The organism is Meridianimarinicoccus roseus, assembly GCF_003172915.1.
GTDB classification, from domain to species: Bacteria; Pseudomonadota; Alphaproteobacteria; order Rhodobacterales; family Rhodobacteraceae; genus Meridianimarinicoccus; species Meridianimarinicoccus roseus.
On record NZ_QGKU01000029.1, the window covers coordinates 124,769 to 146,313 of the forward strand.

Here is a 21,545-nt window from a genome sequence, read left to right on the forward strand (position 1 = left end):
GTTAACACCTCTTGGTCACGTTAACTGTGAACCAAGGACCTTGCGGAGAACTGCCATGCGAGTGCTGCTGATTGAGGATGATCCGACGATCTCCAAGAGCATCGAGTTGATGCTGACCCACGCCAATCTCAACGTCTATTGCACGGACCTTGGAGAGGAAGGCGTGGATCTTGCGAAGCTCTATGACTACGATCTGATCCTGCTCGATCTGAACCTGCCGGACATGAGCGGTCATGAAGTATTGCGGCAACTGCGGGTGGCGCGGATCGAGACGCCGGTGTTGATTTTGACCGGCGAGGACGACACGGAAAGCAAGGTCAAGGGCTTCGGATCCGGTGCGGACGACTACCTGACCAAGCCTTTCCATCGCGAGGAACTGATCGCGAGGATACACGCGATCATCCGGCGGTCGAAGGGGCACTCGCAGTCGCTCATCCGGACCGGCAAGATCGTGGTCAATCTCGACACCAAGACGGTCAGCGTCGGTGGAAGCCCTGTGCACCTGACCGGCAAGGAATACCAGATGCTCGAACTGCTGTCCTTGCGCAAGGGCACCACCCTCACCAAGGAGATGTTTCTGAACCATCTCTACGGCGGCATGGACGAGCCTGAACTGAAGATCATCGACGTGTTCATCTGCAAGCTGCGCAAGAAACTCAGCCAGGCCACCGAGGGGGACAATTACATCGAAACGGTCTGGGGACGCGGCTACGTGCTGCGCGACCCCGAGGTGGATGCCGCCGCGGCCCCGATCGCCCTGCAGGCCTGAGCCGCGCGGCGCGGGGGACTGGACCCCGCTGCACTGCCCCCCTATCACGCCTGTATGAGGGCGAATTCTGGGGGCGCTGGTGAGCGGGACCGATACCGAAATCGAGCAGCTGGACGAGGCCGCAGCAGCGGCCGAGCTTGAACACCTGGCGGCGGCCCTTGCGGGGGCCGATGCGGCCTATCACACCGAGGATGCGCCGGTCATGGACGATGCGTCCTACGACCGGCTCAAGGCTCGCAATGCCGCCATCGAGGCGCGTTTTCCCCATCTCAAGCGGTCGGACAGCCCGTCGGACCGCGTCGGCGCCGCCGCATCCGATGGGTTCGCGAAGGTTACACATGCGCGACGGATGATGTCGCTGGGCAATGCCTTCTCGGATGAGGACGTCGCCGATTTCACGGCAACGATCCGGCGCTTCCTCGGGCTGGACGCCGAGGCACCGCTGCACGTCACGGCCGAACCCAAGATCGACGGGCTGTCACTGTCGCTTCGCTACGAAGAGGGCGTTCTGGTCTCGGCGGCGACGCGCGGCGATGGCAGCGTCGGCGAGAACGTGACGGAAAACGCGCGTACCATCGATGATATTCCGACAAGGTTGACCGGCGCACCACAGGTCCTCGAAGTGCGCGGCGAGGTCTACATGCACCACGAAGATTTCGCCGCCTTGAATGCGCGGCAGGCCGACGTCGGCGGCAAGACCTTCGCCAACCCGCGCAACGCTGCCGCTGGGTCGCTGCGCCAACTCGATCCCCGGGTCACCGCGTCGCGACCGCTGCGCTTTTTCGCCTATGGCTGGGGCGAGCTTTCCGAACCGCTGGCCGGCACGCAGGCCGATGCGCTTGAGCGGCTCCGCGCGCTCGGATTCGCGATAAACCCTCTGACCCGCCGCTGCGACGACACGGATGCCATGCTGGCGCAGTACCGCGAGATCGAGGCGCAACGCGCCACGCTGGGCTACGACATCGACGGTGTGGTCTACAAAATCGACGATCTCGCGCTGCAGGAGCGACTCGGTTTCCGGTCGACCACGCCCCGCTGGGCCATAGCGCACAAGTTCCCGGCGGAACTGGCCTGGACCCGGCTGGAGGCGATCGACATCCAGGTCGGCCGCACGGGAGCGCTTTCGCCGGTGGCACGACTGACGCCGGTGACGGTCGGCGGCGTCGTGGTGTCGAACGCGACGCTGCACAACGAGGACTATATCGCCGGGCGCGACGCGGACGGCGCACCGATCCGCAATGGACGCGACATCCGCGTCGGGGACTGGGTGCAGGTCTACCGCGCTGGCGACGTGATCCCGAAGATCGCGGATGTGGACCTTGACCGCCGCCCGGGCAGCGCGCAGCCCTTCGTCTTTCCGGACATATGCCCCGAATGCGGCTCTGATGCGATCCGTGAGGAAGGCGATGCGGTGCGCCGTTGCAGCGGCGGGCTGGTCTGCCCCGCGCAGGCGATCGAGAAGCTCAGGCACTTCGTCTCGCGTGCGGCCTTCGACATCGAAGGGCTGGGCGCGAAGCAGATCGAGGCGTTCCATGCCGACGGTTGGGTGCGCGAGCCCGCCGATATCTTCGCGCTGAAAGACCGCTATGGCAGCGGACTGCAGCAACTCAAGAACCGCGAGGGCTGGGGCGAGACGAGCGCGGCCAACCTGTTCGACGCGATCGAGGCGCGGCGCCGCATCCCCCTGCACCGGTTGATCTTTGCGCTCGGCCTGCGCCATGTGGGCGAGGTCGCGGCGAAGGATCTCGCTGTTCATTTCGGCACCTGGGACGCGCTGGTCAGCGCGGCCGACACCGCGCGCCCGGCGGCCGAACGGCATCTGCAGGCTGACGCCGCCCGCGCAGCGGAACGGCGCGCCGCCGCCGACGAGGGGCGCCGCGCCCAGCCCAAGCGCGCGGCGGACGCGGTCTGGGCTCAGGAGCCGCCGGTGCCCCAGCCCGCGCGCGAGGCCTGGGACGACCTCGTTGGTATCGACGGGATCGGTGCGGTCGTGGCGCAATCGCTCGTCACGTCGCTGGCGCAGGCCGAAGAACGCGCGAGCATCGACCGCCTCGTTGCGGGGCTGGAGGTCGAACCGGCCGCCGCGCCCGACGGCACGGGCAGCCCGATCGCTGGCAAGACGCTGGTCTTTACCGGCAACCTCGAGACCATGACCCGGGCCGAGGCGAAGGCCCGGGCCGAGGCGATGGGCGCCAAGGTGTCGGGCTCGGTTTCGGCCAAGACGGACCTTGTGATCGCAGGGCCTGGTGCGGGCTCCAAGGCGGCCAAGGCTGCGTCTCTCGGGGTCGAGACGCTGGACGAGGACGGTTGGCGCGCCCTGATCGGTGAGGCATGACCGGAAGCCGCCCCCCGGTTCTCTTTCCGCTTTTCGCAGAGCTGGAGACATTGCCGGGCGTCGGCCCGAAGGGTGCGCGCGCGTTCGAGCAAATGCAGATCACCCGTCCGCGCGACCTGCTGATGACGCTGCCCCATGGCGGGGCGGACCGGCGGCCGCGGCCCAGCGTGCAGGGCGTGCCTTCCGGACAGGTCGTCACGGTCGAGGTGACGGTGCTGCGACACCAGCCCGCTTCCGGGCGCGGTCCCTACCGGATCGTTGTGGAGGATGCGCAGACGACGCTGACGCTGGTATGGTTCCGGCCCAATCGCGGGTACCTGGAAAAACTGTTGCCGGTCGGTGCGGTGCGGCTCGTGTCGGGCAAGCTGGAGCACTATGACGGGCACGCGCAGATCGCGCATCCCGATCACGTTCTGGCGCCGGATGACGCAGGTAGCATCCCGCCCTTCGAACCCGTCTACCCCCTGACGGCCGGGCTGACGGCACGTACCATGGCCAAGGCCGTGGCGGGCGCGCTGGAGCGTACGCCCGACTTGCCGGAATGGGCCGATCCCGCGCTGGTGGCAAAACGCGGCTGGCCGTCATGGCGTGAGGCGGTGCGGCAGGCCCATGCGCCGGGCAGCGCAGCAGACCTGTCGCCGGAGGCCCCGACCCGCGCGCGGCTGGCCTATGACGAACTGCTTGCCCACCAGATGACGCTGGCGCTGGCCCGTGCGTATCAGCGGGTTCCGAAGGGCCGCGAAAGCCGCGGTGACGGGCGGCTTCAGGCGCGGGTTCTCGACGCGCTCGACTTTGCGCCCACAGGCGCGCAGCGCCGCGCCATCGCCGAGATCACCGGCGACATGGCTCAGCCGCGCCGCATGTACCGCTTGTTGCAAGGCGACGTGGGCGCGGGCAAGACGCTTGTCGCCCTGATGGCCCTTCTGGCGGCGGTCGAGGCGGGAGGGCAGGGCGTGATGATGGCGCCGACCGAGATTCTCGCGCGGCAACATGCCGAGGCGCTGGCCCCTCTGGCAGCGGCGGCGGGTGTACGGCTCGAGGTGCTGACCGGACGCGACACGGGGGCGGCCCGCGCGGCGCGGCTGGCGGCGCTGGCGGTGGGTGAGATCGACATCCTCGTAGGCACCCATGCCGTATTCCAGGCCAACGTGGCATTTGCCGATCTGCGCCTAGCGATCATTGACGAACAGCATCGCTTTGGCGTGCGTCAGCGGCTGGAACTTGGCCGCAAGGGCGACCGGACCGACGTACTTGTGATGACCGCAACGCCGATTCCACGCAGCCTCGCGCTGGCCCAGTACGGCGATATGGACCTGTCTGTGCTGGACGAAAAGCCCCCGGGCCGAAGCCCGGTCAAGACCGCGCTGATCGGAGCGGAAAGGCTGGACGAGGTCGTCGCCCATCTGCGCCGCGCGGTGGATGAGGGGCGTCAGGCTTACTGGGTCTGCCCGCTGGTCGAGGAAAGCGAGGCGGTGCCGATGGTCGCGGCCGAGGCGCGGTTCCGCGACTTGCGCGCTGCGCTTGGAGAGGGCGTGGTCGGACTGGTGCATGGCCAGATGCCGCCCGACCGCAAGGATGCCGAGATGGCCGCCTTCGTGCAGGGGCGCACAAAGGTTCTGGTGGCGACCACGGTGATCGAGGTCGGCGTGAACGTGCCGAATGCGTCGATCATGGTGATCGAACAGGCGGAAAGCTTCGGGCTGGCGCAGTTGCACCAGTTGCGTGGACGCGTTGGACGGGGCGCGGTGCAGTCCACCTGTCTGCTGCTTTATCACCCACCGCTCGGTGAAACGGCGCAGCGCCGACTGACGCTGCTGCGCGACACCGAGGACGGGTTTCGCATAGCAGAGGAGGATCTGGCGATTCGCGGCGCTGGCGACATGATCGGCGTGGCGCAGTCCGGCCTGCCGCGGTTCCGCATCGCGGATCTGGAACGCCAGACCGCGCTGATGGAAACCGCCCGCGACGACGCGCGCGCGCTACTGGCACGCGATCCCGACCTGACCGGTCCGCGCGGCACCGCAATGCGCGTGCTGCTGTGGCTTCTAGAGCAGGACAAGGCACTGGGGTTGCTGCGCGTCGGATAACTGTTCCGCAATTGTTCTTAAAAAACCCTTTACACGAATCGAGAGAGAACATAGCAAGAACACATCGGATGGATCGGGAGAAAGACGATGCTTCAGGATGTGAAACAGGCCCTGCACCGCGCGTCGGACACGCTGTGGCATGATGCGATCGGCATGGCTGCCCTTGGCGTTCTCTTTCTCTGCGCGCTCTATCTGCCCAGCTTGCTGGGCGCTGTCTGAACTGCCCCGCGAACCGGACCCACGCCATCAACCCCTATGGTCTGCCTGCACACGGGTCTTGCCTGTCCCGCTGCTTGCCGGTTCGCACCACTGACGCCGCGCCTTCGGTTGCCCCCGAAGCGCGGCGTTTTTTTCATGGCCCATGCGGCGCTGCTGTGGCGTCCCTTCAGGCATAGGCACCGGCGGAATATATAAGCTCGTAGCCGTGGCTCCAGAGTTCGAAGACGATCCCGAAGGGATCCTCGACATAGACCATGCGAACGTGTTTCTTTCCGGGATAGTATTCGCGCACCGGCATCCATTGTCGCCCGTCGGCGGCGACGATCCGCGCGGCAGGCCCTTCGATATCCGGGTCCTGCACGGCGAAATGGAATGTGCCGAGACGCTTGTGGTCCAGCTTTCCGTCGGGCGCGTAGTTGCCGGAACACTCGAAAATTTCGATCCGGATGCCTTCCGCGGTGGACGGGTGCGCGATCATCAGGGAACCCCAGCCGGGCCCGAACACGTCGGTGCACATGGCACCAATGGCGCTGTCGTCCTCGATCGCCTCGGACGAGGCCATCACGACGTATAAGCCCAGCACCTCCGCGCAGAAGGCGACGGCGGCATCTGAGTCGGGAACGGACCGGCCGATATGGAAAAGCTGCGCGAGACGGGTCGTGTTCACCCGGACGGCGGACCGGCTGAACACGACCCAGCAGGGTGTCAGCCAGCATCTGAAGAAACTGGAACAGCAGGTCGGACAGGCGCTGATCGGGCGGCAGGGGAAAAGCTTCAACTGCACCCCGGCGGGGGAGGCGGTGTTCGCTCTTGGTCTGTCGCGCCGGGCCGAAGAGAAGCGAATGCGCGCCGCGATCGAGGTCGATGACAAGGACGTGGGGACCGTGCGCATCGCCTGCTCCGGCATTTTCGCGATGCTGCTTTACCCCGTCCCAATGCCGTGGATCGGCGCTGCGCCGGATCTGAGGATTCATCTTGAGGCCGCACCGCAGGCCTATATCCTTGCCGGGGTGCTGGACGGGCGTTTCGACCTTGGTGTTCTCGGTGCCGACCCCGGCCATGCGCGGCTGGATGCTCGGCATCTCGGGCGCGAGGAACTGTGCCTCGTGCTTCCTGCCGATGCGCTGGCCGCGGCGCTGACCTTCGCCGACCTTGAGGCGCGGGGCTTCATCGCCATCCCGACGGGTATGCCTATGCCGACGACTTGCTGAAGCTGAATTTTCCCGGTGACTATCCGGGGTCGGACTGGCTGCGCCCGCGCGGGGCGATAAACCGGATCGGGCAGATCTCGGCGCTGGTGACCCAAGGCATCGGATACACGCTGCTGCCGCGCAGCGGGGTGGAGGCTTTCGCCGACAAGGCGCGTCTTGCGGTAGCACCGCTGCCGAAGCGCCGTTGGTACGAGCTTTGGCTGATCGTTCGGCGTGGCCGCACGCTTTCGGCGCGGATGCGCCATGCCACGGACTTGATCGCAGATGCCGCCGGGCAATTGCGCTGGTGGGGCGGACGGCAGGCGTCAGGCGTGGCCTTGCCCTGCCGCTTCGGTGTCGTCGATCGCGGCGAGGGTCGCGTCGAGGCTGAGCAGGATGGACGCGTGGCGATTGGCGAAATCCCGTGCGGCCTCCATCACCTGCAACCCGTCGAAGGGCGCGGCGGGTGCAGGGCCGCCCGATTTCAGCATGTCCGCCAGCGCCGCGCGGGCCGCCGCCAGTTCGGCACGGCTGGCGCCCATCACGGCGCCGCCCACGACCGACGCGGCGGCTTGTCCCAGCGCACAGGCTTTCACGTCCTGCGCGAAGCGGCTGATGCGCCCGTCCGTCATGTCCACATCAACCGTCACCACCGATCCGCATAGCGGCGCGCGGACCCGCGCGGTACCCATAGGCGACTCCAGGCGCCCGGCATGGGGGATGTCAGAAGCCAGCGCGAGGATCCGCTTTGAGTAGAGGTTTATGAGGTCGGAATCGGACACGGGCAGGTTTCCCTTGGCTATCGCATTGGCTACATAGCGGGCGTTGCGCGGTGAGCAAAGGATGCGAGATGGAATTTGACCCGGAAAGCCTGAAATTCGACGAGAATGGGCTGATCCCCTGCATCGCACAGGACGTGGACACGCGCGAGGTTCTTATGATGGCGTGGATGAACGCGGCATCGGTGGCGCGCACGCTGGAAACCGGTCTGGTGACCTATTGGTCGCGCTCGCGGCAGGCGCTTTGGATCAAGGGCGAGACGTCCGGACATGTCCAGACACTGGCCGACCTGCGGTTGGATTGCGATGCGGACTGTCTTCTTGCGCTGGTCCGGCAACGCGGTCCGGCCTGCCACACCAACAGAAGGTCTTGTTTCTATACGGCTTTGCGCGATGGTGACGCGGTCGAGCTTATGGTGCCGGAGGAAGTCTGAGCCGCGCGCGCAGCGCGGCGGGGGTCAGCCCTTCGTCGCGATAGAGGCGGATCGCACGGGCATCGTCGCGCTTGGCCAGCCGTTTTCCGGCCTCGTCGCGGATCAGCCGGTGATGGTGGTAGACCGGCGTCGGAAAGCCCAAAAGCCGTTGAAGCAGAACGTGAACCAGCGTCGCGGGGCCAAGATCTGCGCCGCGCGTGACATGGGTGATGTCCTGCGCCGCGTCATCGACCACGACCGACAGGTGATAGCTTGTCCCCATGCCGCGCCGCGCCAGCACGATGTCGCCGCACGTGTCGATCATCCGGGGCAGCGGTAGCGACGTGGCGAACTTGTCGGTTTGATCCCCGGTTTCGACGAAATCAAGTGTTTCCGGCATGTCGGTTGCTGACAGTCGGGCGACGGCACGGGCCATGTCAAGCCGCAGCACCCCGTCGGGGCGCGGTCCGGTGGGCGGCGTGGCGGGCCGGCAGGTGCCGGGATAGACCGGCCCGTCGGGGCCTTGGGTCACTCCTTCCTGCGGGGCGGACAGCGCCTCGGCGATGTCGCGCCGTGTGCAGGAGCAGGGGTAAAGAAGTCCCATTTCCCACATCATATCAAGTGCTTCACCATAAGCGGGCAGGCGGTTCGACTGCCGCATCACGGGCTGCAGCCAGCGCAGACCGAGCCAGTGCAGATCCTCGAAGATCAGCGCCTCCCATTCGGGGCGGGCACGGGCGCGGTCGATGTCTTCGATCCGCAGCAGGAAATCCCCGCCGACCGCGCGCGCCATGTCATGTGCCAGCATCGCGGAGAATGCATGTCCGAGATGCAGCGGCCCGGTAGGCGAGGGCGCGAAGCGACTGACTATGCTAATCTTTTCGATCCCGCATCAGCCGTGCCGTGCCCGACTGGTGGATCAGGAACCACGCCAGCAGGATGAACATCGGGTGGGTCAGCCCGCCCGAGAACAAGATCGCGGGCACCCAGATCAGGAAGGTGATGATGGCCACGACAGGCCGCCCGGCGATCAGGATCGATAGCGGCGGCAGCAGGATGGCGAGCAGGTAGTTCAAGGTTCGGACCCTCGTCATTGGCGTGTGTAAAGCGTGTCGGATCCCTTCAGGAGACCCGTAGGAGTGTGCTGCGCCCCCCGCGCGCCGCGACGGTAGCGTGGGCCGGGGCCGGGCGGCAAGCCGTCCGGCCGGCGCTACCGCCCCCGCCAGGGCGCGGACTTGAACCATGCCGCGAGGTAGGCGACGCCGACCACCATCGCCATCCCGGCGAGGTTGACCGCCAGCGTCGGCCCCCAGCCGCGTTCCGCCGTGAAGTCGAGCGCGAAGCCCAGCATCTGCGCCGCCCACATGGAGAAGATGAACACCGCCAGCGACTGCTGGCCGACCTTCAGGATCACCCCGCGCGCGCCGTCCCAGAGCCGGGCGAGTGCACCGTGCCCGCCGGTCATAAGCCGCGCGCCGCCCGGTCCGGCCGCCGCCCAAGCAAGGTAGGCCATTGCCAGGAAGTGCAGGTAGCGCAGGATGCCCTCCTCCGTCTTGGCGAAGAGGATCGTGTTGGCGTCGCGCCACGACTCGATCCAGGGGACTTGTGTCCAGATCTGCCAGCGCCCGAACGGCACCGACGCGATCAGGAACACCGCCGCCAAGGCGATGAGGCCTGTGGTCACCGGAGGTTTCGGCAGCCAGCCGCGCATGAAGGCGAAGCCGGTGAAGAACACCAGCTGCCACCCGAACGGGTTGAAGAACCACGGCCGGTCGCCCCAAGGTTCGGCCGGCAGGTCCAGCGCGCCGGTCTGCGCCACCGCCCAGACGGCGACGCAGCCGCCCATCGCCAGCCATGGGTGAACCCGCGCCGCCGCCATCACCAGCGGTATCATCCCGAGGATCACGAGATACATCGGCAGGATGTCGAAATAGTTGGGCACGTAGGTCAGCGTCAGCAGCCCGATCAGCGCCTCTTGCGTCTGGTCGAAGAAGCGGGTGATGCCCATGCTGTCGACGAAGTTCTTGTCGAACGACCCGTACGCCTGCCAGACGCCCGACAGGTCGATCGCCGCTTTGGTCGCGGCCACGGCGAGGAACAGGCAGACATGCGCCCAGTAGACCTGCCAGCAGCGATACGCGACGCGGGCCAGCCCCATGCCCCAGCCGCGGGTCACGAACACCTTGCCGAAGGCCAGCGCCGAGGCCATGCCGGAGCAGAACACGAAAATCTCGGCCGCGTCGGACCAGCCGTAGCGAGCGGGAATGTAATTCGACAGGCGGTTGAACGGGATATGGGCAATTAGGATGATGAACATCGCGATGCCCCGGAAAAAATCGAGCCGGATGTCGCGGCTGCCCGCCGTTGCCGCGGCGCGGGCCGGGGCGGACGCAGAGGTGCCGACGTTCGTTTGGGTGTGCGGGGCTGGGTTGGTGTGGGCTGTGCTCATGGCGCGAGTATCCGTCGGATCAGGGCCGCCGCAAGCGGTTTTCCGCGCTGCGGCGAAGGTGCCGGGTCATTCGGCCGACAGCGCCGCGGGCGTCTGGCTGAGCGTGTCGATCAGGGCGCGCCGACGTTCGGCGAACCCGTCTTCGTGCCCGCCGCGCCGGGCCGTGCGGTCGTCAAGCAGCGCGCGTACGCGGCCCCAGTGCCCGGCGCGCAGGCCCGCGTCGATGGTGATCCTTTCGAACACGTCGCGCTGCGCGTGGCTGCCGCCGGCGTCCTGCATTGCCGGGCGCGCTGCGCAGAGCCGGGCGAAAGCGGTAGCATAGGCCCCATCGCCGAACGCCTCCAGTCCTTCTGCGGCGGCGGTGCCGGGATTGGCGAAGCGGCGGTTCATGTCGGTGGGGGCGGCGGCGGCGTCGCGGGCGATGCGGGCCACCAGCGTGCGTGCGGCCTGCGGGCGATCGTCGCCCACCAGCGCCAGCAGGTAGTGAAGATCGGCGAAGATCAGGCACCCGTCGCCGGTGCGCCGTTCGGCGAGGTCGGCCAGTTCCTCCCAACGGGTGCCGACCGGAACGCCGTCGAGTTCCAGCCGCATCAGCAGCGAGGTCGCGTTGGAGATGTCGCGGTAGTCGTCGGTCCGTTCGGCCCGGATCTGAGTGTCATAGAGCGCGAGCACGGCATCGGTCTGGCCGAGGTCGAGATGCATCAGCGCCTTGTGCCACCAGACATGGAAACGGAAGTTGTTGCAATGGGCCCAAGCGGCTTCGTTGCCTGACAGCCAGTCGAGCCCGGCCGCCGCGTTGGCGGTCATATCGTGGACATGTGCGACGGCGTGCAGGCCCCAGGCATCGTCGGCGCTGTGCGCGAGCCCGGCCATGCCAGCCGCGTGGGCGCAATCATAGGCGCCGTTCTCTTCCAGCGCGAAGGCACGGCAACCCATGTAATAGCCGTAGGCGGGGTGCTTGGGGTCGTAGGCCGGTCGCACCCGGTCGAGCACGTCCAGCATCGCCCGCCGCTGCCCGAGGATGAAACGGATGCCGTGCGAGAGTTTCATCGCCAGCGCGTCGCCGGGATGGGTGTCGAGCACGGACTCGATGAGCAGCGCGGCCTGTTCGGGAGTATCGGCCAGCCATGCTGCGAGTGCGTCGGCATAGGCGGCTTCGCGTGCGGTCGGGCTTCCGGCGGCGCGCGCGGCGTCCAGTGACTCGCGGGCAGTGGGGATCATCTCGCGGCGGCCCAGCAGCAGTACGAATAGCCCCTTGGCCGCGTGCCCCAGCCCGAAACCCGGATCCGCGGCGAGGGTCGCGGCCAGGTGGTCGGGCGCGGCGGCACCATGCGCCAGAACTGCCTGCTGAAGAGCGTTCCAGCGTGCCAGCGCCTGCGGGTCGGTCAGCGCCACGTCGGAGCCATAGAGGTCGGTCAGCACGGCGTTCTCCCGCATGTGCGTGGTGGTGCCTTAAGTGTCGGCATGGCGTGCGGCGTTGTCCACCACGCAGCGCCGGATCAACGCGTTTGTGTTCGCCCGTGTGCGAGGGAAGGGCTTTTTATGGGGCTTTCTTGGGCTGATCCAGCCAGTCGTGCAGGGCCTGCGTGCCTTCGCCGAAGGCGGGCGGCGCGCGATGCGCGCGCACCGGCGTGCCCGAAAGCTTGAGCGGGTTGCCCAGAACGCGCACCGGGGGCGCGCCGTCGCGCGGCAGGCTCAGCACGGCGCCGCGCGCTTCGGCCTGGTCGCTGGCCAGTGCCTGCGGCACGGTGTGCACCGGCCCGACGGGCACGCGGCGCGACTCGAGCCCCGCGATCACCTCGGCCATGGTGCGGGCTTCCAGCGCTGCGGCGATGGCCGGGATCAGTGCGCCGCGGTGGGTCAGCCGCGCAGGGTTGGTGGCGAAGCGCTGGTCCTCGGCCAGGGCGGGCAGGCCGAGAAAGTCGCAGAACCGGGCGAATTGCGCGTCATTGCCCACGGCGACGATGACATGCCCGTCGGCGCAGGCGAACACGTCGTAGGGCACGATGTTGGGATGCCCGTTCCCGCGCCGCTGCGGCGGGATGCCGGAGGCGAGATAATTTGTGCCCTCGTTGATCAGCCAGGCCATCTGGCTGTCTACCAGTGCGAGGTCGATGTGCTGGCCCTGACCTGTGGCGTCGCGGTGGCGCAGGGCGGCGAGGATGCCGATGGTGGCGTACATCCCGCACATCACGTCCGCGATCCCGACACCGACCTTCATCGGCGGGCCGTCCGGCGTGCCGGTCAGCGACATGATCCCGCCGTAGCCCTGTGCCATCAGATCGTAGCCCGGCTTGTCGCGGTTCGGCCCGGTCTGCCCGAAGCCCGAGATGGAGCAGTAGACGAGGCCCGGGTGGCGGGCCAGTAGCGTGTCGTGGTCCAACCCGTGCCGCACCAGCCCGCCGGGCTTGAAGTTCTCGATCACAACGTCGGCGCGCGCTGCAAGCCGCTCCACGAGCGCGCGGTCCGCCGGATCGGCGAGATCGGCCGCGACCGACCGCTTGCCCCGGTTGGCGGCCATGAAATAGGCGCTGAGGTCGCTGTCGCCGCCCGCGCCGTCGGGCGCGTAGGGTGGCCCCCAGGCGCGGGTGTCGTCGCCGCCCGTGCCCGGATTCTCGATCTTCCAGACGGTGGCGCCCAGATCGGCCAGCAGCTGCGTGCAGGTCGGCCCGGCAAGGATGCGCGACAGATCAAGCACCACGAGGCCGTCGAGGGCACCGGGCGCGCCGAGCGGGTCAGATGCGTCCGTCATAGGCCCCCCTGTCGATCATCGCGGCGATCACGGTGAATCGATCTGCCGCCTGCGCCTCGGCCAATGCTGCGGTCAGCGCGGCGCGGTCCGTTACGGTCACACCTCGCCCGCCGAAGGCGCGCCCGATCGCGGCGTAGTCATGGACGGCGAAATCCACCCCGGCATTGGGCAACTGCCGTTCACGCTGTTTCTTCTCGATCAACGCGAGGCTGGCATCGACGAACACCACAATTATCACCGGCAGCGCCAGTTCGGCCAGCGTGGCCAACTCGCCCGCGATCATCAGAAACCCCGCGTCGCCGGTGAAGGCCACGACGGGCCGGTCCGGCGCGACCAGCTTGGCGCCCGCCGCCAACGGGATCGCGCAGCCCATCGTGCACAGTCCGGTGGATTGCAGCAGCGTGCGCGGTTGCGTGCAGGTCCACATCTGCGACAGCAGAATGCGGTGCGCGCCGCTGTCCACGGTCGCAATTGCGGTGTCCGGCAGCGCGGCGCGGGCGGCCGCGATCACAGCGGCTGGCCCCCAGTCGTCCCCTGCGGGAAAGGCGGCGCCAAGCGCGGTCCGAGCGTGAACGAGGTCACCCTCGGGCCAGGTCGGGCGTGGCGGCGTGCCTTCGGACAGCGCGGCGAGGGTCGGGGCGATGTCGGTGCGCAGAAAGACGGTGCTGGCGTGCATGTAGTGCGGCATGTCCTCGGCCGCGATCTCGATCACCGTCTGGCGGGCCGGGTCCCAGGCGTCGCGCCAGCCCGGGCGCATCTCGATCGGGTCGTAGCCAGCGGCGATCACCAGGTCGGCCCGTGCCACCAGCGGCAGCAGGATGTCGTCGGCCAGCGGCGACAGCCCCGCCGCACCCAGCGAAAGCGGATGCGTTTCGGGCAGCAGGCCCTTGCCCCGGTAGGTGGTGATCACCGGCACGCCATGCGTTTCGGCAAAGGCGGTCAGCGCCGCGCCCGCGTTTTCGCACACCGCGTCGAGCCCGGCCAGCAGCACCGGCCGGTCGGAGGCGGCCAGCGCGCCGCGCGCTGCGTCCAGTGCCGGGCCGGGCGCGGGCACGCTGGCGGCGGGAGGCGTGCGGCGCGGCCCGACAGACCCGGCGGGAGCGGCGGCGACGGCGATCGGCACGTCGAGATGAACGGGGCCCGGACGCGGGGCCAGCGCGGTGCTGACCGCGCGGTCGGCGATTACGCCCGCGGCGGCGGGGGTCAGGGTCAGCGTGTCCTTGGTGATGGTGCGGAACACGGCTGCGTGGTCCATCACCTGGTGGGTATAGCGGGCGGTCTCGTCCGGGTCGACGCAGCCGGTCAGCACGATCAGTGGGACGCGGTCCTGGTGCGCGTTGGCCACGACGTTCACGCCGTTCATCGCGCCCGGGCCGAGCGTGGCGACCAGAACGCCCGGAGCGCCGGTCAATGACCATACCGCTTCGGCCATGAAGCCTGCCGCATTCTCGTGTTTGACCAGCACGAAGCGGATGCCCGCGCGTTCCAGCGCATCGAGCAGGGTCAGCACCTCGCCGCCGGGCATCCCGAAAGCCAGGCGGCAGCCGGCATCGTACAGGCGGCGGGCCAGCAGGTCGGCGGCGCGAGCGGGATTGGTCGTCACCGGGCCCTTCGCGCGGGACTTGCTGGGGGCAGGGGGGGAGGGAGAAGTCATCGGCGGCTCCTGGGCGGTGTGCGGACATGGCTAGCATGCCCGGCGGGCTTGTCCATTACCGTGCAACGAGTCGCCTGCGACACGCAGGAGTGCGGGTCGCGAACCAAAAGGGCGAAAGCGGGCTGACAGCATGGCCCGGCACGGCTGTTCGGTTGCTTGGAAAGCAGGCATTTTCGTGGGGATGAGCGGTATTTCAAAAAAACTTCACACGGGCCTCAAAAAAGCTCTTGCGACTCTTGGTTGGTCTGTTTAGACACCCCTTCACCGACGGGGCGGCGACGCTCTGACGGGGCCCGGGACGGGACGGCGGCTAAGGTTGCTGGAAGGTTTCGGGGAAAATCTGAGGCAGCGTTGATCGGGTAGCGCCAGGTAAGTTTGGCGCCACACGGTTGATTTTGTCTCTGGAGCTTTCGGGTTCCGCGCTTTTTGACAATTGAGTATCTGAAGAGATATGTGGGCGGTTTGGTCTGTTCGATGGATCAGCCTCTTTCATATCAACGCTTCTAGGATTTCGGTCCGATGATGAAGTGTCAGCTTCACTGTTTGTCGGTATCACGTTTCTTCGGAAACTGATGCACGAGAAACAGAAGATGTCTGTTGGCCTGCGGGTTCTGGTGATTGGGGTTCGTCCTCAAGTAGCCGGAGGCGGTAGGACAATGGATGATGTGCAGAGGTTCGAACGTCAAGGATATGCCTTCGGGCATTTCAACTTGAGAGTTTGATCCTGGCTCAGAACGAACGCTGGCGGCAGGCCTAACACATGCAAGTCGAACGAGATCTTCGGATCTAGTGGCGGACGGGTTAGTAACGCGTGGGAACGTGCCCTTCTCTACGGAATAGTCCCGGGAAACTGGGTTTAATACCGTATACGCCCTTCGGGGGAAAGAATTTCGGGGAAGGATCGGCCCGCGTTGGATTAGGTAGTTGGTGGGGTAATGGCCTACCAAGCCTACGATCCATAGCTGGTTTGAGAGGATGATCAGCAACACTGGGACTGAGACACGGCCCAGACTCCTACGGGAGGCAGCAGTGGGGAATCTTCGGCAATGGGCGCAAGCCTGACCGAGCCATGCCGCGTGAGCGATGAAGGCCTTAGGGTTGTAAAGCTCTTTCGCCAGGGATGATAATGACAGTACCTGGTAAAGAAACCCCGGCTAACTCCGTGCCAGCAGCCGCGGTAATACGGAGGGGGTTAGCGTTGTTCGGAATTACTGGGCGTAAAGCGCACGTAGGCGGATTGGAAAGTTGGGGGTGAAATCCCGGGGCTCAACCCCGGAACTGCCTCCAAAACTATCAGTCTAGAGTTCGAGAGAGGTGAGTGGAACTCCGAGTGTAGAGGTGAAATTCGTAGATATTCGGAAGAACACCAGTGGCGAAGGCGGCTCACTGGCTCGATACTGACGCTGAGGTGCGAAAGTGTGGGGAGCAAACAGGATTAGATACCCTGGTAGTCCACACCGTAAACGATGAATGCCAGACGTCGGGCAGCATGCTGTTCGGTGTCACACCTAACGGATTAAGCATTCCGCCTGGGGAGTACGGTCGCAAGATTAAAACTCAAAGGAATTGACGGGGGCCCGCACAAGCGGTGGAGCATGTGGTTTAATTCGAAGCAACGCGCAGAACCTTACCAACCCTTGACATCTGGATCGCGGTTTTCCGAGAGGAATTCCTTCAGTTCGGCTGGATCCAAGACAGGTGCTGCATGGCTGTCGTCAGCTCGTGTCGTGAGATGTTCGGTTAAGTCCGGCAACGAGCGCAACCCACGCCTTTAGTTGCCAGCAGTTCGGCTGGGCACTCTAAAGGAACTGCCGATGATAAGTCGGAGGAAGGTGTGGATGACGTCAAGTCCTCATGGCCCTTACGGGTTGGGCTACACACGTGCTACAATGGCAGTGACAATGGGTTAATCCCAAAAAGCTGTCTCAGTTCGGATTGTCGTCTGCAACTCGACGGCATGAAGTCGGAATCGCTAGTAATCGCGTAACAGCATGACGCGGTGAATACGTTCCCGGGCCTTGTACACACCGCCCGTCACACCATGGGAGTTGGTTCTACCTGACGACGCTGCGCTAACCTTCGGGGGGCAGGCGGCCACGGTAGGATCAGCGACTGGGGTGAAGTCGTAACAAGGTAGCCGTAGGGGAACCTGCGGCTGGATCACCTCCTTTCTAAGGATGTTTCTGGAAGTGATGCTTGCATCACTCGTGAAACACTTAGCAGTCACGGTCCTTCTCACGAAGGCACGGTCAATTGGCCGGAAGTGACATATACGGCCAGGCCGTCCTCATATCTCTTCAGGAAGTTGCAGACCTACCGGTCTGGATCTTGGGTCGGTAGCTCAGGTGGTTAGAGCGCACGCCTGATAAGCGTGAGGTCGGAGGTTCAAGTCCTCCTCGACCCACCATGATTATCAAGGATGCGCCCACCAGAGGCGTCGGGTGCAACCTTACGGGGCCTTAGCTCAGCTGGGAGAGCGCCTGATTTGCATTCAGGAGGTCAGGAGTTCGATCCTCCTAGGCTCCACCAAAACAACTTCGGATACTCATGATCATCGGCGCCGATTTGACCGGCAAGCAAGGCGACTTGCTTTCCCGTCCAATCGGACACGCGGCTCCGGCCGCGGTTTTGACATCGTTTAGAGAGATACAACATCAGAGCTACGGATCTTCCGCGTGAGGAAGATCGGCGCGGCCTTCGGGCCGTTGCGACGTAGTTTTGTTCCAAGTCAAGTACACTAACCAACATGGCATTCATCACGAACCAGGATGAATGCCGGGAAAGTACGACTTTTGATCTCAAGCCCCCGAGCGAGCAATCGCACACAAAAGGCGGGGGTCAGGAAGAGGCCTTGCTTCTTCTGGATCAAATCAAGCGCGAGAAGGGCGTTTGGTGGATGCCTTGGCAGTAAGAGGCGATGAAGGACGTGATAACCTGCGATAAGCTTCGGGGAGCCGGTAATAGGCTTTGATCCGGAGATTTCCGAATGGGGCAACCCACCTGACACTTTATTATTGTCGCTTCGCGGCGGTCTCTCCGGTCCGGCCTTTGGTCGGTTGGGGGTGTCGTGGCGAGGTCGTCAATAATGGGGTGAAACAGGTACTAATAACCTGAATACATAGGGTTTTTAGAGCAAACCCGGGGAACTGAAACATCTAAGTACCCGGAGGAAAGGACATCAATTGATACTCCCCTAGTAGCGGCGAGCGAACGGGGACCAGCCGAGCCAGAGTTGTGAGCAGAACCGTCTGGAAAGTCGGGCGATATGGGTGACAGCCCCGTATGCGAAGCAGCAATGGACGTATTAAGTAGGGCGGGACACGTGAAATCCTGTCTGAAGATCGGGGGACCACCCTCGAAGGCTAAGTACTCCTTACTGACCGATAGCGAACCAGTACCGTGAGGGAAAGGTGAAAAGCACCCCGACGAGGGGAGTGAAACAGTACCTGAAACCGAACGCCTACAATCAGTCGGAGCCTCCTTGCGGGGTGACGGCGTACCTTTTGTATAATGGGTCATCGACTTGGTCTATCCAGCAAGCTTAAGCCGTTAGGTGTAGGCGCAGCGAAAGCGAGTCTTAATAGGGCGTCGAGTTGGATGGATCAGACCCGAAACCGAGTGATCTAGGCATGACCAGGATGAAGGTACGGTAACACGTACTGGAGGTCCGAACCCACACCTGTTGAAAAAGGTCGGGATGAGTTGTGCCTAGGGGTGAAAGGCCAATCAAACTCGGAGATAGCTGGTTCTCCGCGAAATCTATTTAGGTAGAGCGTCATCCGAATACCCCGGGGGGTAGAGCACTGGATGGGTAATGGGGCCCCACAGGCTTACTGATCCTAACCAAACTCCGAATACCCGGGAGTACTAGATGGCAGACACACTGCGGGTGCTAACGCCCGTAGTGGAGAGGGAAACAACCCTGACCTCCAGCTAAGGCCCCCAATTCACGGCTAAGTGGGAAAGCAGGTGGGACGACCAAAACAACCAGGAGGTTGGCTTAGAAGCAGCCATCCTTTAAAGATAGCGTAACAGCTCACTGGTCTAAATAAGTTGTCCTGCGGCGAAGATGTAACGGGGCTCAAGCCGTGAGCCGAAGCTGAGGATGCCGCAAGGCATGGTAGCGGAGCGTGGTGTGACATAGTCCGTGTCTGTTATGCCGCCCGATGTGGAAGCGCGAAAGCGCCCAAGCAGCGAAGCGGTAGCGCAGACAAGGACTCTACTGTGAAGCCGGGGCGTAAGCCATCCGGTGGAGTGATCACCAGTGAGAATGATGACATGAGTAGCGACAAACAGGGTGAGAGACCCTGTCGCCGAAAGTCCAAGGGTTCCTGCTTAAAGCTAATCTGAGCAGGGTAAGCCGGCCCCTAAGTCGAGGCAGACATGCGTAGACGATGGGAACCAGGTTAATATTCCTGGGCCAGGAGGATGTGACGGATCGGAAACGTTGTCGGGTCTTATCGGATTGACCCGGCCGCCAACCGGTTCCTGGAAATAGCCCTCCATCAGACCGTACCCGAAACCGACACAGGTGGACTGGTAGAGAATACCAAGGCGCTTGAGAGAACCACATTTAAGGAACTCGGCAAAATACCTCCGTAAGTTCGCGAGAAGGAGGCCCGGTTCGTAGGCAACTATGGGCCGGGGGCACAAACCAGGGGGTGGCGACTGTTTACTAAAAACACAGGGCTCTGCGAAGTCGCAAGACGACGTATAGGGTCTGACGCCTGCCCGGTGCCGGAAGGTTAAAAGGAGGGGTGAGAGCTCCGAATTGAAGCCCCGGTAAACGGCGGCCGTAACTATAACGGTCCTAAGGTAGCGAAATTCCTTGTCGGGTAAGTTCCGACCTGCACGAATGGCGTAACGACTTCCCCGCTGTCTCAAATGTGGACTCAGCGAAATTGAATTGCCTGTCAAGATGCAGGCTTCCCGCGGTTAGACGGAAAGACCCCGTGCACCTTTACTACAGCTTCACACTGGCATCAGGCCAAGCATGTGCAGGATAGGTGGTAGGCTTCGAAGCCGTGACGCCAGTCGCGGTGGAGCCTCCCTTGAGATACCACCCTTGCTTCGCTTGATGTCTAACCGCGGTCCGTTATCCGGATCCGGGACCCTGTGTGGCGGGTAGTTTGACTGGGGCGGTCGCCTCCTAAAGCGTAACGGAGGCGCGCGAAGGTTGGCTCAGAGCGGTCGGAAATCGCTCGTTGAGTGCAATGGCAGAAGCCAGCCTGACTGCGAGACTGACAAGTCGAGCAGAGTCGAAAGACGGCCATAGTGATCCGGTGGTCCCGAGTGGAAGGGCCATCGCTCAACGGATAAAAGGTACGCCGGGGATAACAGGCTGATGGTGCCCAAGAGTCCATATCGACGGCACCGTTTGGCACCTCGATGTCGGCTCATCTCATCCTGGGGCTGGAGCAGGTCCCAAGGGTACGGCTGTTCGCCGTTTAAAGAGGTACGTGAGCTGGGTTTAGAACGTCGTGAGACAGTTCGGTCCCTATCTGCCGTGGGTGTAGGATACTTGAGAGGAGTTGCCCCTAGTACGAGAGGACCGGGGTGAACGATCCACTGGTGGACCTGTTGTGGCGCCAGCCGCAGTGCAGGGTAGCTATGATCGGAAAGGATAACCGCTGAAGGCATCTAAGCGGGAAGCCCCCCTCAAAACAAGGTATCCCTGAGGACCGTGGTAGACCACCACGTCGATAGGCCGGAGATGTAAGCGCAGCAATGCGTTCAGTTGACCGGTACTAATGGTCCGATAGGCTTGATTTGATCCAGTAGAAGCCAGGCGCTTCCGCAAAATCAAAAGCCGTACACAAAACGTGTACCCGACTTGGAACAATATCTGATGAAGGCGGCTTCCTCGGTTTGGTGATCATAGCGCAAGTGAAACACCCGATCCCATCCCGAACTCGGCAGTTAAGCACTGTCGCGCCAATGGTACTGCGTCTCAAGACGTGGGAGAGTAGGTCATCGCCAAACCTAGAAAGCCGCCAACCTCTCAAAACGATGAAAACAAACAACCAGCGCGGGATGGAGCAGCCCGGTAGCTCGTCAGGCTCATAACCTGAAGGTCGTAGGTTCAAATCCTACTCCCGCAACCAGCGAAATCTGACTATCAGACAGCAAAGCGCCCCAAGGGGCGCTTTGTCGTGTCTTCTCATCACCTTGGAACACGTGCGACGCCGCACCCCGGATCTCGATCCGCATCCCGTCGCGCGCCGCCGCATCCCCCCACACATGAACGGCGCCCAGAAGCTCGCGAAGCAGCGCATTCGCCGCAACCATCTGATCGCTGCCCGTCAACAGATCCTCAAGACGCTCCACCTGCGCACGGTAGATCTCTTCCAGCGCCGCCAGCGTCGGCATCACCGGCGCCGCGGCAACGGCCATCGCGTCGAGATCGCCCTGCAGCGCCGCGCGCTCGCCCTCGCCCTGGAACAGGCTGTTCCCGCGCAGCGCGCGCAGCAGGCGCGTCGGCCCCGTCCGATCGCCTGGCGCGAGGGCAGGGAGCACGGTGTCGTGCATGACCTCGGCCGCGCATCGTGCGCGGCGCAGGGCGTCTTCGACCAGCGCGGTCAGGCGATCGGGATCGGCGGGGAAGTCGGCGGGGCGCATCAGCCGTGCCCTCCCGCCACCAGCGCGGGCGTGAGAACATCGCGGCGGCCGCCGGGAAACTCGCGGTTCGGGCGTGTCGCCAGCTTCTTGGCGGCGCGGAACTCGGCCGCCATGTCGCGCTCGGCCTGGAACCGCGCGCGCAGCTTCTGCATGTCCTCGAACGCCGCGCCCGTCAGATGGCCGAGCACCGGGGTCGCGCGCCCGCCGAGCGTGAACGACTTGTGCCCCACCGGCACCATGACACGCCGGATGCACACGAAGCGCGTCGGCTCCATCAGGC

The 21,545-nt window shown here is 64.5% G+C and carries 13 protein-coding genes, 3 tRNA genes, 3 rRNA genes and 2 pseudogenes; 12 read left to right on the top strand and 9 right to left on the bottom strand.

The window, feature by feature from the left end; all coding sequences use genetic code 11:
- Positions 1 to 55 precede the first annotated feature (55 nt).
- From ctrA to DKT77_RS21335, 4 genes are all read left to right on the top strand, one after another.
- On the top strand, positions 56 to 769 hold the full coding sequence (ctrA, locus tag DKT77_RS07625) for a response regulator transcription factor CtrA (protein ID WP_109811115.1): 714 nt from the start codon (positions 56 to 58) through the stop codon (positions 767 to 769).
- 76 nt (positions 770 to 845) lie between these two features.
- A complete protein-coding gene (gene ligA / locus DKT77_RS07630) occupies positions 846 to 3,104 on the top strand; it encodes an NAD-dependent DNA ligase LigA (protein WP_420798304.1) in 2,259 nt (752 codons plus the stop codon).
- Positions 3,101 to 5,191 carry an ATP-dependent DNA helicase RecG gene (recG, locus tag DKT77_RS07635; RefSeq protein ID WP_109811116.1) on the top strand — a complete coding sequence of 697 codons (2,091 nt, stop codon included), beginning with the start codon at positions 3,101 to 3,103 and terminating at the stop codon, positions 5,189 to 5,191. Before ligA ends, recG begins: the two co-directional genes overlap by 4 nt.
- A gap of 87 nt (positions 5,192 to 5,278) precedes the next feature.
- Positions 5,279 to 5,410 carry a hypothetical protein gene (locus DKT77_RS21335; protein ID WP_274520061.1) on the top strand — a complete coding sequence of 44 codons (132 nt, stop codon included), beginning with the start codon at positions 5,279 to 5,281 and terminating at the stop codon, positions 5,408 to 5,410.
- A 166-nt stretch (positions 5,411 to 5,576) separates the two neighbouring features.
- On the opposite strand, the gene DKT77_RS07640 is transcribed toward DKT77_RS21335, so the two are convergent.
- The gene (locus DKT77_RS07640) at positions 5,577 to 6,077 is read right to left on the bottom strand and encodes a VOC family protein (RefSeq protein WP_109811134.1); all 501 of its coding nucleotides are present in this window, start codon (positions 6,075 to 6,077) and stop codon (positions 5,577 to 5,579) included.
- Between DKT77_RS07640 and DKT77_RS07645 the strand changes: the two are divergent.
- A pseudogene (locus DKT77_RS07645) lies at positions 6,043 to 6,905 on the top strand (LysR family transcriptional regulator); the annotation flags it as partial. The gene DKT77_RS07640 and the pseudogene DKT77_RS07645 overlap by 35 nt on opposite strands.
- A 21-nt stretch (positions 6,906 to 6,926) precedes the next feature.
- On the opposite strand, the gene DKT77_RS07650 reads toward DKT77_RS07645, so the two are convergent.
- Positions 6,927 to 7,382, bottom strand: a complete 456-nt coding sequence (locus tag DKT77_RS07650; RefSeq protein WP_109811117.1) for an iron-sulfur cluster assembly scaffold protein — start codon at positions 7,380 to 7,382, stop codon at positions 6,927 to 6,929.
- A 68-nt stretch (positions 7,383 to 7,450) separates the two neighbouring features.
- Here DKT77_RS07650 and hisI point away from each other — a divergent pair, with 68 nt between their 5' ends.
- Positions 7,451 to 7,813, top strand: a complete 363-nt coding sequence (gene hisI, locus DKT77_RS07655; RefSeq protein ID WP_109811118.1) for a phosphoribosyl-AMP cyclohydrolase — start codon at positions 7,451 to 7,453, stop codon at positions 7,811 to 7,813.
- Here hisI and gluQRS read toward each other — a convergent pair.
- From gluQRS to DKT77_RS07685, 6 genes are all read right to left on the bottom strand, one after another.
- Entirely contained in the window at positions 7,791 to 8,669 is an 879-nt protein-coding gene (gene gluQRS, locus DKT77_RS07660) for a tRNA glutamyl-Q(34) synthetase GluQRS (protein ID WP_109811119.1), read from the bottom strand. The two genes, hisI and gluQRS, sit on opposite strands and share 23 nt — an antisense overlap.
- Positions 8,665 to 8,868, bottom strand: coding sequence for a hypothetical protein (locus DKT77_RS07665; RefSeq protein WP_109811120.1), 204 nt, complete (start codon positions 8,866 to 8,868; stop codon positions 8,665 to 8,667). Before DKT77_RS07665 ends, gluQRS begins: the two co-directional genes overlap by 5 nt.
- 134 nt (positions 8,869 to 9,002) lie before the next feature.
- A complete protein-coding gene (locus DKT77_RS07670; protein ID WP_109811121.1) occupies positions 9,003 to 10,241 on the bottom strand; it encodes an OpgC family protein in 1,239 nt (412 codons plus the stop codon).
- A gap of 66 nt (positions 10,242 to 10,307) precedes the next feature.
- Complete coding sequence (locus tag DKT77_RS07675) at positions 10,308 to 11,678, bottom strand: tetratricopeptide repeat protein (RefSeq protein ID WP_420798302.1); 1,371 nt, start codon at positions 11,676 to 11,678, stop codon at positions 10,308 to 10,310.
- Positions 11,679 to 11,781: 103 nt separating this feature from the next.
- Positions 11,782 to 12,993: a CaiB/BaiF CoA transferase family protein gene (locus tag DKT77_RS07680; RefSeq protein WP_109811122.1), complete on the bottom strand. Its 1,212-nt coding sequence runs from the start codon at positions 12,991 to 12,993 to the stop codon at positions 11,782 to 11,784.
- The gene (locus DKT77_RS07685; RefSeq protein ID WP_109811123.1) at positions 12,977 to 14,647 is read right to left on the bottom strand and encodes a thiamine pyrophosphate-binding protein; all 1,671 of its coding nucleotides are present in this window, start codon (positions 14,645 to 14,647) and stop codon (positions 12,977 to 12,979) included. The genes DKT77_RS07680 and DKT77_RS07685 overlap by 17 nt, the downstream gene beginning before the upstream one ends.
- A gap of 706 nt (positions 14,648 to 15,353) precedes the next feature.
- Here DKT77_RS07685 and DKT77_RS07690 point away from each other — a divergent pair.
- The 6 genes from DKT77_RS07690 (at position 15,354) to DKT77_RS07715 (ending at position 20,751) form a co-directional block, all read left to right on the top strand.
- Positions 15,354 to 16,818, top strand: a 16S ribosomal RNA gene (locus DKT77_RS07690).
- 159 nt (positions 16,819 to 16,977) lie between these two features.
- A tRNA-Ile gene (locus DKT77_RS07695) sits at positions 16,978 to 17,054 on the top strand.
- A 46-nt stretch (positions 17,055 to 17,100) separates the two neighbouring features.
- Positions 17,101 to 17,176 (top strand) — tRNA-Ala (locus DKT77_RS07700).
- 339 nt (positions 17,177 to 17,515) lie between these two features.
- Positions 17,516 to 20,419: ribosomal RNA gene (locus DKT77_RS07705) — 23S ribosomal RNA — on the top strand.
- Positions 20,420 to 20,514: 95 nt separating this feature from the next.
- Positions 20,515 to 20,629 (top strand): 5S ribosomal RNA (gene rrf, locus DKT77_RS07710).
- The 16S, 23S and 5S rRNA genes sit together here with 3 tRNA genes alongside, the layout of an rRNA operon.
- 45 nt (positions 20,630 to 20,674) lie before the next feature.
- Positions 20,675 to 20,751: transfer RNA gene (locus DKT77_RS07715), tRNA-Met, on the top strand.
- Positions 20,752 to 21,264: 513 nt separating this feature from the next.
- Here the strand turns inward: DKT77_RS07715 and DKT77_RS20915 are convergent.
- A pseudogene (locus DKT77_RS20915) lies at positions 21,265 to 21,545 on the bottom strand (hypothetical protein); the annotation flags it as partial.

What these genes read in the sequence shown, in the direction of transcription:
- ctrA (WP_109811115.1), top strand. Translation starts at nt 56, where the DNA reads ATGCGAGTGCTGCTGATTGAGGATGATCCGACGATCTCCAAGAGCATC.
- DKT77_RS21335 (WP_274520061.1), top strand. Translation starts at nt 5,279, where the DNA reads ATGCTTCAGGATGTGAAACAGGCCCTGCACCGCGCGTCGGACACGCTG.
- DKT77_RS07670 (WP_109811121.1), bottom strand. Translation starts at nt 10,241, where the DNA reads ATGAGCACAGCCCACACCAACCCAGCCCCGCACACCCAAACGAACGTC.
- recG (WP_109811116.1), top strand. Translation starts at nt 3,101, where the DNA reads ATGACCGGAAGCCGCCCCCCGGTTCTCTTTCCGCTTTTCGCAGAGCTG.
- DKT77_RS07680 (WP_109811122.1), bottom strand. Translation starts at nt 12,993, where the DNA reads ATGACGGACGCATCTGACCCGCTCGGCGCGCCCGGTGCCCTCGACGGC.
- hisI (WP_109811118.1), top strand. Translation starts at nt 7,451, where the DNA reads ATGGAATTTGACCCGGAAAGCCTGAAATTCGACGAGAATGGGCTGATC.
- DKT77_RS07675 (WP_420798302.1), bottom strand. Translation starts at nt 11,678, where the DNA reads ATGCGGGAGAACGCCGTGCTGACCGACCTCTATGGCTCCGACGTGGCG.
- DKT77_RS07685 (WP_109811123.1), bottom strand. Translation starts at nt 14,647, where the DNA reads ATGACTTCTCCCTCCCCCCCTGCCCCCAGCAAGTCCCGCGCGAAGGGC.